This window comes from Kitasatospora sp. NPDC001660 (assembly GCF_053596725.1).
Genome location: NZ_JBSFGU010000017.1, coordinates 141,045 through 156,219 on the forward strand (window position 1 = coordinate 141,045; position 15,175 = coordinate 156,219).

Annotated in this window: 12 protein-coding genes; 4 read left to right on the forward strand and 8 right to left on the reverse strand. The window is 70.6% G+C overall.

Annotation, left to right across the window (positions count from 1 at the left end; translation table 11 throughout):
* The first annotated feature begins 119 nt into the window (after positions 1-119).
* Complete coding sequence (locus tag ACWCXH_RS20485; RefSeq protein WP_449802840.1) at positions 120-1,169, forward strand: nucleoside hydrolase; 1,050 nt, start codon at positions 120-122, stop codon at positions 1,167-1,169.
* Positions 1,166-3,217 carry a hypothetical protein gene (locus ACWCXH_RS20490; protein ID WP_449802841.1) on the forward strand — a complete coding sequence of 684 codons (2,052 nt, stop codon included), beginning with the start codon at positions 1,166-1,168 and terminating at the stop codon, positions 3,215-3,217. Before ACWCXH_RS20485 ends, ACWCXH_RS20490 begins: the two co-directional genes overlap by 4 nt.
* Positions 3,218-3,290: 73 nt before the next feature.
* Here the strand turns inward: ACWCXH_RS20490 and ACWCXH_RS20495 are convergent, their stop codons facing one another.
* From ACWCXH_RS20495 to ACWCXH_RS20530, 8 genes are read right to left on the reverse strand one after another with little or no spacing between them, the layout of a single operon-like run.
* Positions 3,291-3,728, reverse strand: coding sequence for a hypothetical protein (locus ACWCXH_RS20495; RefSeq protein WP_449802842.1), 438 nt, complete (start codon positions 3,726-3,728; stop codon positions 3,291-3,293).
* A gap of 55 nt (positions 3,729-3,783) precedes the next feature.
* Complete coding sequence (locus tag ACWCXH_RS20500; protein ID WP_449802843.1) at positions 3,784-5,502, reverse strand: type IV secretory system conjugative DNA transfer family protein; 1,719 nt, start codon at positions 5,500-5,502, stop codon at positions 3,784-3,786.
* 1 nt (position 5,503) lies between these two features.
* Positions 5,504-7,063, reverse strand: a complete 1,560-nt coding sequence (locus tag ACWCXH_RS20505) for a type VI secretion protein (RefSeq protein ID WP_449802844.1) — start codon at positions 7,061-7,063, stop codon at positions 5,504-5,506.
* Positions 7,063-8,595, reverse strand: coding sequence for an SCO6880 family protein (locus ACWCXH_RS20510; protein WP_449802845.1), 1,533 nt, complete (start codon positions 8,593-8,595; stop codon positions 7,063-7,065). Before ACWCXH_RS20510 ends, ACWCXH_RS20505 begins: the two co-directional genes overlap by 1 nt.
* Before the next feature lie 4 nt (positions 8,596-8,599).
* Positions 8,600-10,594, reverse strand: a complete 1,995-nt coding sequence (locus ACWCXH_RS20515) for a hypothetical protein (protein WP_449802846.1) — start codon at positions 10,592-10,594, stop codon at positions 8,600-8,602.
* Positions 10,587-11,372: a hypothetical protein gene (locus ACWCXH_RS20520; protein ID WP_449802847.1), complete on the reverse strand. Its 786-nt coding sequence runs from the start codon at positions 11,370-11,372 to the stop codon at positions 10,587-10,589. Before ACWCXH_RS20520 ends, ACWCXH_RS20515 begins: the two co-directional genes overlap by 8 nt.
* Positions 11,372-11,737, reverse strand: coding sequence for a hypothetical protein (locus tag ACWCXH_RS20525; RefSeq protein ID WP_449802848.1), 366 nt, complete (start codon positions 11,735-11,737; stop codon positions 11,372-11,374). Before ACWCXH_RS20525 ends, ACWCXH_RS20520 begins: the two co-directional genes overlap by 1 nt.
* On the reverse strand, positions 11,734-12,621 hold the full coding sequence (locus ACWCXH_RS20530) for a hypothetical protein (RefSeq protein WP_449802849.1): 888 nt from the start codon (positions 12,619-12,621) through the stop codon (positions 11,734-11,736). The genes ACWCXH_RS20525 and ACWCXH_RS20530 overlap by 4 nt, the downstream gene beginning before the upstream one ends.
* Positions 12,622-13,049: 428 nt before the next feature.
* Here ACWCXH_RS20530 and ACWCXH_RS20535 point away from each other — a divergent pair, with 428 nt between their 5' ends.
* Entirely contained in the window at positions 13,050-14,129 is a 1,080-nt protein-coding gene (locus tag ACWCXH_RS20535) for an NlpC/P60 family protein (protein ID WP_449802850.1), read from the forward strand.
* Positions 14,130-14,146: 17 nt separating this feature from the next.
* Positions 14,147-14,746 (forward strand): hypothetical protein, encoded by a 600-nt coding sequence (locus tag ACWCXH_RS20540; RefSeq protein ID WP_449802851.1) that lies wholly within the window; start codon positions 14,147-14,149, stop codon positions 14,744-14,746.
* Positions 14,747-15,175: the final 429 nt, after the last annotated feature.

The following is a 15,175-nucleotide window of genomic DNA, read 5'->3' on the forward strand; positions in this document are numbered from 1 at the left end:
CACCCGAGCCTGCCGGGCGCAAGCGCGACGTCTGTCCTTCGAAACGTGCTGAACAGCCCCATTACGATGGATCTTCAGAGGTCCTAACGACCGTTACTGAACGAGCGAAGGGGGATGACGTGGGGGACAACTCCGAAGATACGTGGGACGACCTGCGCCGGCACTGGGAAGCCATCATGGCGCTGGGCAAGACAGATCCCGGCGGCGTGTTCGGGATGATGGCGGATGACATGCGTTCGGCCTCCTGGCCGGAGGACCTTCGCAACGCGCCGCTCATCATCGACACCGACATCGGCGGGGATGCCGACGACGCCCTGGCCGTCGCTGCCGCCGCACGGTACACGTCGGATCTGAAGCTCGTCATCACCGGGGACGAGTCCAAGGGCCGTCGCGCACGCTTCGCGCGTCATCTCCTGGACCTGATGGGTCGCTCCGACGTGGCGACGGTGGCCGGCGCCGAGCTTTCCGACACGCCGTATTTCGTGGTGGAGCACCTCATCCCACAGGACGTCCCAGCCCAGCGCACCGACGTCGTCGCCGCCGTCCGCGAGGTCCTGGCCTCCACCGACGGGCCGGTGAGGTGGGTCGGGATGGCACCGCTGTCGAACCTCGCCCACGTTCTCGCCGCGGCACCCGAGGCGGCCTCACGCCTGAGGGTGACCCAGATGGGCGGAGCCCTGCGCTACCGCAACCCCGAGCGCGCCGAGCACAACGTCCGGCTGGACGTGCCAGCCGCCCACGATGTGCTTGCGGCAGTCGCCGTCGGGCACCTGACCACGCCCGAGTTCATCGCATCCGAGGTCACGTTCACGCCCCGGATCGAGGTCACGCAGCAGAGCCCCCTGTACACGTGGCTGGCCTCTTCCGATGCGCCGCGATGGGCCGGCCTCCTCGCGGCACACCTGGACGCGTGGTTCAGCCGTTTCCACCCCGGCAGCATGCAGCACGACGCGCTCACCCTCTCGGCTGCCCTCAACCTCCCCTTCGTCGACTCCGACGACATCGGCATCGCGATGGACGACATCGGACGAACCACCGCCAGCGACGACGGCGTCCGGCTGCGGTGGAGCTTCGAGGCTGACTATGACGCCTTCATGGCATGGCTGACCAGGACCCTGACAGGCCAGCCGACGTCGGCAGCCGCTCGTCCGGAAAGTGAGCGGAGTTGATAGAGCAGGAGTATCCGACCCTCTCCGCGCTCCTGGACGGATACCAATTAACGCCTGCTGGACGAGAAGCCGCCACGGAGGCGTATGACGTCTTCCGCCGCTTTCACGGACCGTTCATTACGTCCATCGCAGCCGAGATGCTTCCCGATCTCAGGGCGGACGCCGACCAGGGCCGGGTCATCGTCTTCCTGGGACGGGATGGACACAGCTTCGCCGCCGCAACACGGGCCCTTGACCCGGACTTCTTCGCCAAAAGCTGCCGTGAGGTCGTGCTCTCGCGCGTCGTTGCGGAGGCCGCGCTCCAGGATCTCGAGCACAACAGCGGAAGAAGCTTCCCCGAGATCGAAGGATTCCGGGGAACACGGGACCGGGTCGCGTCGGAGAGCATCTCGGGAGCTCACCGCAACCTGACCACGTACCTCCGGCGCCAAGGCGTCCCCGTGGACAAGCCCGGCAGCCGACTGACACTGGTTGACAGCAGCTTCAAAGGGACGGTGCAGGAGCTTCTGTCTGCTGCCTACCCGAAAACGGACTTCGAGGGCCGCTACGCCTTCTTCGGGGCCGCACCGGACGATCCACGCCCCGATCGGAAGATCGGATATGTCGTCCATCTGAGGGCCGAGCAGACCGGCGAGGGCAAGGGGTATCCCTTTGACGACCTCCACCCCACCCCAGGATGGACCTTCGCCAGCAAGGAGCCCGTCAACGTCATCGAGCACACCCTGAACAGCCCGCTGGACACCCCGCGAAGTATGGCGGCCGACGGTCCCCAGCAGCGGCGTCAGCGGGACGTTCCGGACGTCCTCCGCGGCTTCAACCCGATGTTGGTCCCGGAGCGGTTCAGGGACCCGTTGACACGCGAGGCGATCAAGGCTGCGGCGCTGCGGGCCGTGTACGACGCCGCCGCCGAACGCGCCGCTCTCGGCCCGGCGGATGCAAGCTGGCTCGCCGAGCGGATGCAGGAGAGGTTGCAGTTCACCGAAGCCGTCCGGCAGTGGGTCGAGCGAAGCCCTGACGTCGACCCACAGCTGAAGACCGTGCTCGACAGCGTGGTGCGCCGAGTCGATCACCCGGTCTACAGCAAGCTGCAGGACCATCTCGCCGGGCAGGGGATTTCGGAGGAGCAGGCCGCCCGCACCTGGTTCCGGATGGAACAGTTCCCCGACCGGGCGAGTCGAGCCGAGTTCGTCCACGCGACCACCCAACCGTCGGCCGACAACAGGTCGGCTGCGGGCCCGGCGGTGCAGGCGGAGGCGGGTGACGCGCAGCGGCTTCTCTACGGGGACGTGCCAGACGCCGACCTTACCGCGCTGCTCGCCCACACCGCCCGGGAAGCGGAGACCGCCCGAAGCCAGGCAGCGAACGCCGAAGGACGGGCCGACGAGATCGCGACCTCCCTCGCGCCAGGCGGCGAGGTCGAGCAGCGTGTAGCTGCCCGGGCCGAGCGGGTGGATGCCATCCTGCAGAGCCGGGCGGATGGCACCCTCGTGGAGCGGCTGGCTGGTGACGTCGAACGGACTCGCCAGCAGGCTGACGCGGTGGAGGGGCGATTGGCGGAGCGGGGCGGGTTCGGGAGGCCCGCTGTTCGTGGTGCCGAGCGTGACGTCCTCGAGCAGCAGTTGGCGGACCTTCGCGTGGCCACGCGGAGCGGTGAGCAGCACCTCGACGCTGCCCGGAAGCAGCTGGAGGTGAGTGCCCGGGCGGCTGGAGATCCCGCCGAGCATGACGCGGTACTGGCGACTTGGCAGCAGTCCGGCGGTCATCCGGCGGAGGTGCTGGCGCGTGCCACCTCGGCGCGGCAGCGGGGCCTGGAGGCGGCACAGTCGGAGGCGCAGGCCGCGAACGAGCGAGCAGCCGGCCTGGACATCGCGACGGGTCAGATCCGGCAGGAGCTGGGCAGGCGCGCTGCCCAACCTCCAGCTCAGCGTCTCGCCGAGAATGCCCAGCGGGTGCAGGCGGCTCAGCGGGCGGCGGTTCCGCAGCAGCAGGTCCAGCAGTTCGGGCCGGTGCAGGACCGCGGCCAGGGCCGGAGCGGGCCGTCGCGATAGGACGGTTGCGCGAACACGGATGCGCCTCGCCCCCACCGGAAGCACCGATGGCGGCGAGGCGCATCTGTCGAACTCAGGAGGGCCAGCCGCCTGCCTTCATCGCGTGCGCGGCGGCCAGGCGGTTGGCCTCGGCCTCGGCCGGGTGGTACGAGGCCGCGGCGATCCGGCTCGGGTCGTCGTCGAGCCAGTCGGACAGTGCCTCGCCGGTCGGCTTCTTCCGCGTCGGCGGATCCTGATGCCCCTCCTCACAGGCCGGGGCGGCGAGGTACGGGGTGACGGAGTGGAGCTCCTTGATCCAGGCGAGTTCCCCGAAGGTGCCCGTCCGGGTGGGGTCGCCGCAGTAGGTGCGGACCCAGCCGAGGTAGAGCGCGGTCAGGATCTCCAGGATCGGCTCGTGGCCGTCCCGGTACCAGCAGCGGGGGATCTTGCGGTGCAGGTGGTGGTGGGCGATCAGCCAGTCGACCCACGGGGCGAGTTCGACGAGGCGTTGCTGCCTGTCCGCGGGCATCATCGCAGACCACACCCACCGCCTCGGCGGCGGGGGCGCGGTGCTTCCGGTGGCGGGGTCATGCATCGGTGGCCTCCCGGGCCTGGTACGGCAACGCGTCGACAGGCGGCACCGCGGGAGGCCGAGCCAGCCACGCCTTGACGTCCGGGTCGCGCCAGGTCAGGCGCATGCGCACCCGGATCGGCGGACGGTTGAAGTACAGCGCAATCGCGGTGTGTTCAGGGATCTCGCGCAACTGGTGGACGGGTAGCAGGTCGGACTCGACGACGTTGGTGGAGGTGGAGTCTCGGCCGGTGCCGGTGGTGTGGCTGGTCCTCTCCACGAGTTCCCGGCCGAACAGGAACGACATGTAGCGCATCGTCTCGTCGTCGGCCATGCCCGGCAGCAGCAGCCGCAGCGTGCTCGCGGAGATGATGGTCTTGGCTCCTTCGCGGCCCATCCGGCCGGCGAGTTGCGAGTAGTCGTGCCAGATGCTCAGCACAGTGATGCCCATGCCGCGGCCGGTGGTGAGCACGTTGGGCAGCTTCGGGTAGCGCAGGAAGTTGCCGGCCTCGTCGACGAACAGGCCGAGCGAGCGGTCGGGGTGCCGGCCGAGCTTCTCGTAGCGGGCCTCGGCCGCGTGCAGGACGGCGGCGATCAGCGAGGTGAAGTAGGGCGCGAAGCGGTCGGCCTGCGAGGGAGCTGCGATCAGCACGAGCGTGCCGTTGCGTTCCAGCAGTTCCTCGGCGCTGAAGTCGGTCCGCTCGGCGGCCTCGCGGATGCCGGTGCTGCGGTACGTCGCCGCGAGGACGTTCAGGGTGAACTGGACGGAGCCCTTGCCGTCGTCGTGGAGCGTCGTCCAGGGCTGCGCGTAGTCCAGTGCCGCCTCGGGGTGGTCCTCCTCCAGGATCGCGCGAACGTGGTCGACCGCCGCCTCGCCCTGGGTGAGCCAGCGCCGGAACGACTTGATGCCGCCCTTGGACACGCGGGAGGCGAGCAGCAGGCCGGCCACGATGGCGCGGGCCTGGATCAGCCACGGCTCGGCCTTCGGGTCGTACGTCTTCTGGCTCGCATCGGCCATCCACTCGGCCATGCGCTCCGCGGCCTCGTCGTCGACGGCGTAGTCCACCGGCGACCAGTGCGCGGTCAGCCACGGCCCGGCGGGCAGCCCCGCCGGGGCGATCACCCACACCGGGCCGATGTGGCTGCGGGCGGCGTAGATCTCCTCGAGGTCGGAGGCCTTGGTGGTCGTCACCAGCGCCGGCCCCTGCCACTCGGCCGCGTTCGGGGCGAGCAGGCCGGAGGTCTTCGCGGAGCCGGGCGGGCCGAACGCGATCGCGCTCGCGCTGCGTTCGATGACGCCGACGATCTTCCGGGTCTCCTGCCCGCGCCCTGCGGTGATGCGGTCCGCGCGCTCGGCCGGGGCGCCGGGCAGAGCCATCTCCTTCTCGACCTTCGCCCCGCCCCACGTCGCCCCGCCCGCCAGTGAACGACGCCGGCGACGGCCGAGACGCCGCACGACCACCCCGGCGAGGACGGCCAGGAGTACGACCAGGAGTCCGAAGACGGTGTAGAACAGCCAGGCCGGCGGGGCCGGCTGGTAGACGGAGGCCGGCCCCTGTGCGACGGACAGCAGCAGCGTCTCGGGCACGGACGCGGTCATCTTGGGCAGGCCGCCCCCGGACAGCAGTCCCGCCAGGGCGCCGGCCGCGAGCGACACGGCGCCCAGCGAGATGACCGCTCCGGCGGCGAGGCCGAACAGGAACGTGCCGTCGTCCACCCGGTTGTCGGCGGCCACCTCAGATCACCATCTTCTCGTCGGTCTCGAACAACTCGCGCTCGGTGCGCGACAACAGGAGCTGCACGGCGTGCGAACCGCCGCCGCGCCCGACCTTCCACAGCGCCCGCCCGCGCTGCCCGGCGCCCCAGGAGCCGATCAGGTCGCACTCGGCGTCGGTCAGGCCGATCGCCTCGCGGGTGAGGTTCAGCGGCTTGGTGTCCTGGGCGAGCTGGATGCGGGTCTCGCAGCTGGCGATGAGGTCCTTGGCGATGGCGACGGCTTCGGAACCGGCCGCGCCGACCGCCTCGAAGTCGGACAGGCGGTGCGTGGCGAGCAGCTGGATGGTGCCCGTTGCGCGGGACAGCCGCAGGTCGGCGTCGATCTTGCGGACCATCGAGGAGCCGCCCGACTGCATCTGCCGCCACAGCTCGTCGCGCACGATGATCCACGGGCGGCCCGGACGGTCGATGGCGCTCTGGGCCCAGGACGAGACGCAGGTCAGCACCATGGCGACGACCTCGTCCCCGTACTGCTGGAGGGCGGAGATGTCGACGCTCTGGATCGGAGCGTCCCAGTCCAGGGAGACGGACGTCTTCTCGTCGAACAGGCCGCCCAGGTGGCCGCTGATCATCGAGCCGAGGGCGGAGCGGATGCTCGCCATCTGCTCGCGCGCCGTCTGGACGTCGTCGCCGCGCACGCGCAGCTCCCGGGCCATGGCCTCGGTCGGGTCCTTGAGGACCTGGTAGACGGCCGGGAGGGTCGGGGTGTCGAGGCGGGTGTGGCCGGCGCCGGCCAGCGCGCCGGTGACCTCACGCACGGCGACGTCCAGGCACTCCTCCTCCTGCGGCTGCAGCACCCGCTTGAGCTGGAGCTCCAGCAGCGCCTTGCAGAGGGTGAGACGGCGGCGATGGATCTCCGTGAGCCGAGCCTGGAGCTCGGCGCCGTCCTTGATCAGGTGGAGGTCCTGGCCCAGAGGACCTGCGTCCAGCGGATTGAGTCGGCCGGACAACCCGGGGCCGAGCCGCACCGGCTCGGTGCCCAGATGACGGCACAGCGCCGCGTACTCGCCCTTGACGTCCCCGGCGATGAGCGTGCGGTGGCCGAAGGCCATCAGACGGAAGCACAGTGCCTTGACGTGGGCGCTCTTTCCGCTGCCTGGGATGCCGGTGAGGATCACGTTCGGGTTGGTGGCGAGTCCTTCCTGCACCCACACGCTCGGATGCGCGGAAAACGCTTGCATGGTGAGCGTGTTGAACCCGATGTACGCGCCGACCGGCGGCAACGACGCCGCGTGCAGGAACGGGTAGATCCCGCTCGCCCGGCCGGTGTCCGCACGGAACACCTCGGCCTTCGCGTGCGAGGCCGCCCGGCCCGCGAACGGCTGGTGCCACCCCTTCTTCGGCGCGATCCGCATCGCCGTCGCCGGATCCTCCAGCAGGCGGGCACGCCGCAACTCCCGCGCCGTGGGCTGACGCTGGGCGGGGAGATCATCGCCCTGGTCGAACAGGTCACTGACCTTTGTCGATTCGAGGACGGTGTCGCGCCCGTCCCGGCGGCGCGTGAACGGGAAGCCCGCCATCAGATCGCCACCCTTCGCGGCGGCAGCCCCATGCCGAGCGGCAGCGCGGCCGCGGCGAACGCCTCGTCCTGCGCCCCCCAGCAGCGCCGCAGTTCCAGACCGGCATCGCTCGCGTCCGCCTGCAGCTCGGCGCAGGCCGTCTCCAGCTCCTCCAGGTCCGTGACGGTCACCGCGATCAACGCGACCATCCGCACCACGCCCTGACCGGACGCACGTGCGATGTCCTGCGCCCGCGCGATCTCCGACTCGCGACGCTCGTCCTCCGACTCCGCCCGGCCCGTCTTCGCCCGCAGCGCCCGCGCGGACTGCCGCTTCGTCTTCTCCCTGCTCAGCTCCTTGCGTGCGCGGGCCGGACCGATCGGCTCGTAGACCAGCGACATCGACCGCCGCGCGTTCGTCCTCGGCCGCAGCAGCGGCTGCAGGAAGGTGGCGTATACCTCGGACTGCGGGAAGTTCCGCACCTGGTAGGTGACCGTCCACGCCCCGTCGTGCCGGTACAGCCCCCACGTGTACTCCGCCGCGGCCGGCCCGGCCAACGCCGGATCCACACCGGGAGCCGTGCCCGCGTACGACGCGTCATCGGACGCCGCCGAACGGGCCGCCAGCACCTGCTGTGCCTCCGGGTCGTACGCGGTGCGGATCACGGCCGCCACCCGGCGCGGGTCCAGGAGCTCCACCACCTGCAGACCCGCACTGCTCAGCGACCCGTGCATGGCGTGGAACTCCCGCACCAGCACCGCGGCCGCACCGACCTGGCCACCACCGGCACCGCGCACCGCCAGCCGCGCACGGACCGACGACAGCGTGACCGACAGGTACGTCTCGCGGATCGTCGCCGCCGGACCCGCCGACACCATCAGCTCGCCGAGAGCCTGGACGGCGGCGGCTGGGGCGTCCGCGGCGGTGTGCCGGTTGGTCCACGAGCGCAGGGCCTCACCGTCGTCCGGCAGGCTGCGCTGGTGCACCTGGACGCGGACGATCGCGCCGTCCTCCTTGCACTGGCTGCGCAGGAAGGCCGCCCACTGGCGGACCCGGGCGTTCTGCCGGGCGGTGTCGACCAGGGCCAGGCCCGGGAAGGTGACGCGGGCGATCAGCGTGTAGGTGTTGTCGATCGGGTTGTGGACGACGCCGAGCGTGCCGCCCTGGCCGTCCGGTGCGGTCAGGATGCGCAGGCGCGCGAGCACGCCGGGCAGGTCCATCGGCTGGTTGCCTTCCTTGTCGGCGGGGGCGAACACCCCGCTGTAGAACACGTTCCGCTTGGTGGCGACGGCGATCTGGTACCGGACCGCCAGCAGCACCCACTCCTCGGCGGCCAGGCCCATCACGCGGCCGTAGGCCAGGAGGAGCAGCAGGCCGGCGAGCGGCAGCGCCACGAAGGCGGCGGTCCAGCTGTGCTGGTAGATCGGGATCAGGGCGACGACCGAGGCGGCGGCCAACAGGGCGAAGCCCACGCCGGACAACTCGCCGATAAAGCCGGACTTCTCCCGCTGCCAGCCGGTGTAGGTGTCCGGCTCACTGTGGGTCAGAGACACGGCGTCAGCTCCTTTCCGGCGTGGTCGGCAGCGGTGTGGTTGGCGGTGCGGATTCCATCGGCACCGTGGGCGTGGCCGGAGCCACAGGGCCCGTGGCGGGCGTCGGGGCGTCGGCCACGGTCGGGGCCGGGCCGCCGGAAGCCGCTGGCTGCGGCACCTCGGCCTCACCCGCACCCGCCGGGGCGGGGCCCTGGCTCTCCGACGAGCCGCCCGCTTCGGCGTCCTGGCCGCCCTGCTTGGAGGCGGGCGCCGATCCGTCGCCGGATCTGCGGCGCGGAATCACGGTGGAGCCGCCGCCGCCGGGAGCACCCAGGCCGGCGTTCGCGGCGGTGTTCGCCGCCGCGCCCTCCAGCGTGCTCGCTCCGGCGGCGGCGAGCTGCAGACCGAGGCCGGCCGCTCCGCGAATCGAGCCCTTGCTACCCAGGAGAAACTTGCGGGTGCGGCTGTTGGAGCCACCGCTCGCGGCAGAGGCGGTGTCTTCCTCCAGCGCCTTGGTGTAGCCGGAGCCGCCGCCGATGGCACCGGCCCCGGCCGCACCGGCGGCCCCGCCTGCGGCCCCGCCGAACGCTGCGCCGACGCTGCTGCCGACCGAGGAGATCATCCCAGCGGCCACGCTGTTGCCGCCGCCGGCCTCCACCATGGTCAGGAACCGGGCCAACACAGGCCAGGCGACTGCCGCGAGCAAGAAGACGATCAGGCCGACGATCACGTTCTGGATACCGTCCGCGTGACCCATCGCCTCGAACCCGATCCCGAAACACACCACGATCGCAAGCTTCGCGAGCGCCATCGCGGTGAACGCCCGGCGGGCCTTGGGCCACCACTCCTGAGTCTCGTCGGAAAGCTGCCCAGCCACGGCGACGGGCATGGCGACCATCAGCACCATGATTCCGGCCTGGCGCATCAGCACCTCGATCCACAGCGCCCCGACGACCAGGATCGACAGGATCCCGAGCACGATCACCACGCCCACGGCCTGGCTCAGCACGCCCTCGCCGGTCACCAGAGCCGCCCCGGTCGCGCCCGCGCCGCTGCCCGCCACCAGACCGGCGAACATACCGGCGAGCTTCGTCTTCATCAGAACCGCGGCATCCGGCTCGGTCGAGCCGTAACCACCGAACGACTCGGTGATGATCCAGATCGACACCTGATCGATCCACCGCAGGACGATCTGTGCCGAACCGGCGTACACCCCCAGTACCAACGCGTACTTGCCGATTCCCTTCAGCAGGGTCGCCAGCGGTGCGCCCTGCTGGCTCACCGCGACCTTCGCGAATTGGATCAGCATTAGGAACGTGGCGATCAGGACGGACAGGACCGTCATGATCGAGGTCATGTGCCCGATCCCGTCCTGGTGCAGGTTGATGGTCGAGGCCTCGTTGAAGGCGCCGGCGAACTGCTGCAACAGCCAGACCGTACCCTCCCCGATGTCCCCCGCGATCTCCCGCATCGCGTCGGCGGCCAGCTTGCTGATCTTGCCGGCGATCCAGTCCCCCAGGCCACCGGACGGCACCAGAAGGCCCGCGTTATTCTGCTGGCAGTCGTGGAAGTTCATGCCCCCTTCGATGCACTTCCCCACGGCGTCGACGAACTTCTGATAGCCCTCCGTGTGGTGGTCCGTCGTGGCTTCCCAGTCCTTGAGCTTGTCAAGCTCACGCTGCTTGCGTGCTGCGGTGATGTTCGGGTCGTCGCAGGCCTTCTTTCGCTCGTCCGCATTCCCGCTCTCCTCGCACTTGTCGTAGAGGTCGGGCTTCTTGTAGGGCCTGCAGTTGTCGGCCTCGGGCAGCATGCACCAGTGGTTGTCCTTGTCGACGCCGATGCTGCTCTCGCCCCGGTCGTTCCACTGCGCGAGCCAGTCCTTCAACGGGCGGTCGGGCGGGCCGTTCGGGGCGTGGGCGGTCGGGCTGTCGGCCAACGCGGCAGGCGCGGCGATCGCTCCAACGGACATGAGCGCGGCAAGCAGGACGGTCAGCAGGCGGAGGAGCCCGCGGTTAGTCACGGATCACCACCAGCCAGCCGTCCTTGAAGGATGTCGGCGAGTCGGGATTGTAGGGCGACGGGGTGAAACGCTTGGCGACCCACTTCGGATCCGTGGTGATCTTCCAGTCACCGTCTTCCCAGATCAGGACGACATCGGCCAGCTGGTTCTTGAGCGGGCTGTCGTCCGAGGCGGCCTTGGGCAGTGTGGCGGTGCGGCTGTAGTGCATCCAGACGTTGATCACCAGGCCGTCGTCGTCGAGCGCCCAGGCCTGCGCGGCGTCCACGTTGGTGCTGATCGTCATACCGGCCGGGGTGCCCCCGGAGGACGGCAGGCCGACCGTCTCACGAAGCTTGCGCACCTCGCTGACGGCCTTGTCGATGCTCGCCTCACTGCCCTTGGCCGTGGTGACGGTGAGCTGGCGACGCACCATGTCGTCGTCGAGCACACTCAACTCGTCAAGGTGGTAGACCGCAGCCGACATCGCGCCGAAACCGAAGCGCGGGAATCCGATCGAGGCACCGTCCTTCTGCCCGGTCGGCTTGTTCAGATGAACCGGTTTGGCTGTGTTCGGGGTCAGCGTCTTGGTCGCCGACGGGCTCGCCGACACGGCGGGCCCGCTGCTCGCCGAGTCGGTCGGCACAACGGTCGGGGCCGCGTTCGACTTGCCGCCCTTCCCGTCGTCGGACATGCCGCGGACGACGGCGACGCCGCCCACCGCGATGACTGCGCCGGCCACCGCGCTGATCCCTATCAGTCGAAGGCGCGCCCTGCGCGCTGCACGGTCGTGGCGGTCCATCAGGTGGTCACCGCCATCTTGTACGCGGCGAAGATCAGCCCGCTGGTGCAGGCGATGCCGATGCCGGCAATGAGGCTCATGACGATGGCCTTCTTGCCGCGCGCGGCCATGCCGCCGCGCTCGCTGTTCTCGCCGATGGCGACGGCCGCCCAGCCCAGCAGCCCGCCGAGGACGGCGAGCGCCAGGCCGCCGCCGGCGACCCAGCCGAGGATCGTGCCGGTCGGGCTCTTCACGTTCTCCGGCAGCGTCGGCTTGAAGTCCGGGATCGGGTTCTCGATCGACGTCGGCTCGGGCGTCGGTCCGGCGAGGACGTGCGAATGCGGGTCCGACAGCAGGGTGGTGAGGGCGTGGAGGGTCTGGCTCACGGCAGCAGGACTCTTTCTACGGGTTCAACGGAAGGGATCTGAAGAGTGGCCGCCGCCGGGTGACCGGCGGGTGGCAGCGGGACGCCCCAGCTGGCGTGGGCGGAGGCGAGGACGGCCCGGGCGAGCTGGTCGGCCGCCTGGAGCGCCCCGGAGCCCAGCCGGGCGGCGTCCCGCAGGCCCCGGGCGCGGATATCCGGGTCGAACGGGACCCGGACGACGGCCGCGACGCGGGGCGCCAGCATGGTCTCCCCCGCACGGACGGGTGCGGGGGTGCGGCCGTCCCCGGTGGACACGAGGGCGACGACCATGCGGTCGAGCGGCAGTCCGTCGGCCGAGGCGGCCGTCAGTGCGGTCTGCAGGGCAGCCATGCCGGAGGCGGTGGCCGCCGCACACACGACGGGAACGCTCACCGGAAGCGCACACCAGGCGGCGGTCAGGCCGGAGCGGCCGGCGGCGCGGGAGGCGACGATGTCGTGCGCGACCGGGTACGCGGTGTCCGCGATCACGGCCTGCCAGCCGCCGATGGCGGCCAGTTGGTGCCACGCCGCAGGGGCCTCGGGCAGGGCCAGCGGTGGCGCACTCCACTCCTGGTGATCGGTCAGCACGTGCCAGCCGGCCCCGGCCGGGGCCGGGAAGCGCGCTGCCGCCGCCAGGGCCTGGCGCCTGCTCAGTGGTGCATCGGACGGGACGGACGCGAGCCCGGCCCCGGGTTCGACCGCCCACGTCGGCCATGGCGAGGCCAGACGCGGCGCGAGGTCCAGGACCACCGCGGCCGCCGCTCGGGCGAGTGCGACACCCAGCAGCCCCGCGACCGTCGACCGCCCGCTGCCGCCGACGGCCGCCAGGACGGGTACCACGACCCGTCCGTGGGGGGCGATCACCACGGACGGGACAGCTTTCCTTGCCAACGCTCCCCCGAATATCGCCAGCGGACAGCCACGCTCCGGTCAGGCTTCCCGAACACGCCGTGGCTGTCACGAGTACGGGCACTCATGACAGCCCTCTCCCAAGCCCCCTGGATGGGGTGCGGGCTCGGTAACACCCCCGTCACCGTCCGTCTCGGCCCCGCAGTCTAATGTCGGAGCCGAACGTTTGTCGCACACGCTCGGTTCCTGATTATTGGTCACGCCTGTGACAACGTCGAATTCGTGACTGGCACGGTGCCTGAACCGGAGGGACGGCTCCGATCAGGGAGGATGCCCTGCGACGTGTGTCGCTGGCGGGTGTGAGAATGACGCGTCCGCTTGCACGAGGGTGGTTGTCAGCGGGCAATCAGCGTCGTGCGGACGGGTTCTGACCAAGGGGGGTCTGAGTGCAAGTCAAACCTGCGACGGTGCTGGCGGTCGCGGCCGTCGGGCTGAGTCCGCTGGCTCTTGGAGTCGGACTGGTCATGGTCGTCGCCGTTGCCGCCGACGACCAGAAGGGCGGCGGAGGCGGTGTGGCCCCGGTGGTGTCGGTGGCCACTCTTCGCACCGGACCGGGTGGTGTGCCTGAGCAGTACGCGGAGTTCATCAAACAGGCAGCGGCGGCCTGCGACCAGGGGCTGAGCGCGGGCGTCCTGGCCGCGCAGCTCAACGCGGAGTCCGGGTTTAACCCGCGCATCAGCAGTGGCCAGGCGGACGGGATCGCCCAGTTCACCCCGGAGACCTGGGCGAGCTGGGGCAACGGCGGCAGCGTCTGGGAGCCGAAGGACGCGATCGCCGCCCAGGGCCGCTTCATGTGCAGCCTGCTGAAGACCGCCAAGCAGCACCCGGACTACAACGGCAGCGCCATCGAACTCGCGCTGGCCGGCTACAACGCCGGATGGGGCCGCGTCGACCAGTACAAGGGCGTGCCACCCGCCTCGTTCGCGCAGGGCCAGACCTATGACTACGTGAAAAAGATCATGGCGGACGTCCGGAAGTACACGCAGTCCGACGACACCGTGCCGGCCACGCTCCCCGGCGACTACCAGCTGCCCGCCGACACCCCGCAGGCCGTCAAGACTGCGGTGGCATGGGCCCTCGCCCAGCAGGGCGGCTGGTACCAGTGGGGCGGGGACTGCACGAACCCGCTTGGCGACAACACCCAGGGCCGGTGCGACTGCTCCAGCCTGATGCAGCAGGCCTACGCACACGCCGGCGTCACCCTGCCCCGGACGACGTTCGAGCAGGTCAAGACCGGCGCCCGGGTGTCGCCGGACGACGTCAAACCCGGCGACCTCGTCTTCAACGCAGGCAGCGACGGCTCGGACGACTCGCCGGGCCACGTCGGCATGTACGTGGGAAACGGCTTGATCGTCGAGGCCCCGCGCACCGGCGTCAAGACCCGCACCGTCGCCTACAGCGGCTGGCGCAACAGCACGTCGGCACTCACGCGGATCACCCACGTGGTGCGCGTCGTGCAGTGGTGAGAACCGAGGAGAACGCATTGCTTCACGAGGACCAGCCGGCCCGCCCCTGGGGGACTGTGACGCCTGCGTTCTGGGCCGTCCCGGAGGAGCCCGTCGTAGGCGAGGACGAGGGTCTGTACTACGAGGAGCCGCCCGTGTTCGCGGCTGCTCGCTCGAACCTGCCCGAACCGCCCTCGCCGGCACCCGACTTCGCCCATCGCTTCGCCGAGCTGACCGCCACGCTCGGTCAACCGCAGACCAACGGCGCCCTGATGACCGCAGCGGCCAAGGCCGGAGAACTCGACCAAGAGGTCACCGCAGCGCTCGGCCCGGCCGACCCGAACGTCGCGAACGTCCGCGAACTGCGCGGCCTGATCGCCCGCCTCCAGGGTCGACCAGCCGAGGCCGCCCGCTGGCACCTCCACACCACCGGCCTGCACATCGCCGCCGGCGGCGCGGGCACCGCCCGCGCCAGAGCCAGCGCCAAACACGCTCTGGCGGACTGGCGCGAGATCCTGGACCCTGCCGAACGCGCGGCGGTCGGTCGGGAATTCCTCCCCGTACTCACCGCCATCGCCGGCCTCACGGCCCCACCCGTCAGGGAGGTCCAGGCCTACCTCGGCTCGCACCATGTTTGACGCCCGGCGGGGTCCCGCCTTCTCCGAGCGAGTGGATTCCACGGCGACCAGCTGAGGTTCGAATGTGCCTGCGGTCGACGCCCCGGACTCGTCCACGCTGAGGTAGGAATCTGACAGCGATGCCATGAACCTCACGCACAATGCACCGGCGGTGGAGAACACATCGGCGACGCCGGAGAGCCGCGTCGACATTCCGCGGCCAGGAAACGCCCCCGGAGCGGAGGATGCCGCCGCAACGGCCACGCGCCCACGCAGGCCCTCGGCGTGCCCGTCAGCGCCGTTCCGGTGGCGTGCCCGACCTGCGGGGCTCGGCAGCGGCCTGCGTCCCGCAGGCCCTGTCGACGATATCCTGGCACTAGCACTCAGGAGCGGGAGCAGGCATTGGGCTGAGTGTGGAGTTCGATGGCTTACTGCTAGAAGCCCCCGCGA

Coding starts and splice junctions, on each gene's coding strand:
- ACWCXH_RS20495 (WP_449802842.1), bottom strand. CDS start 3,728: ATGATGCCCGCGGACAGGCAGCAACGCCTCGTCGAACTCGCCCCGTGG.
- ACWCXH_RS20505 (WP_449802844.1), bottom strand. CDS start 7,063: ATGGCGGGCTTCCCGTTCACGCGCCGCCGGGACGGGCGCGACACCGTC.
- ACWCXH_RS20520 (WP_449802847.1), bottom strand. CDS start 11,372: ATGGACCGCCACGACCGTGCAGCGCGCAGGGCGCGCCTTCGACTGATA.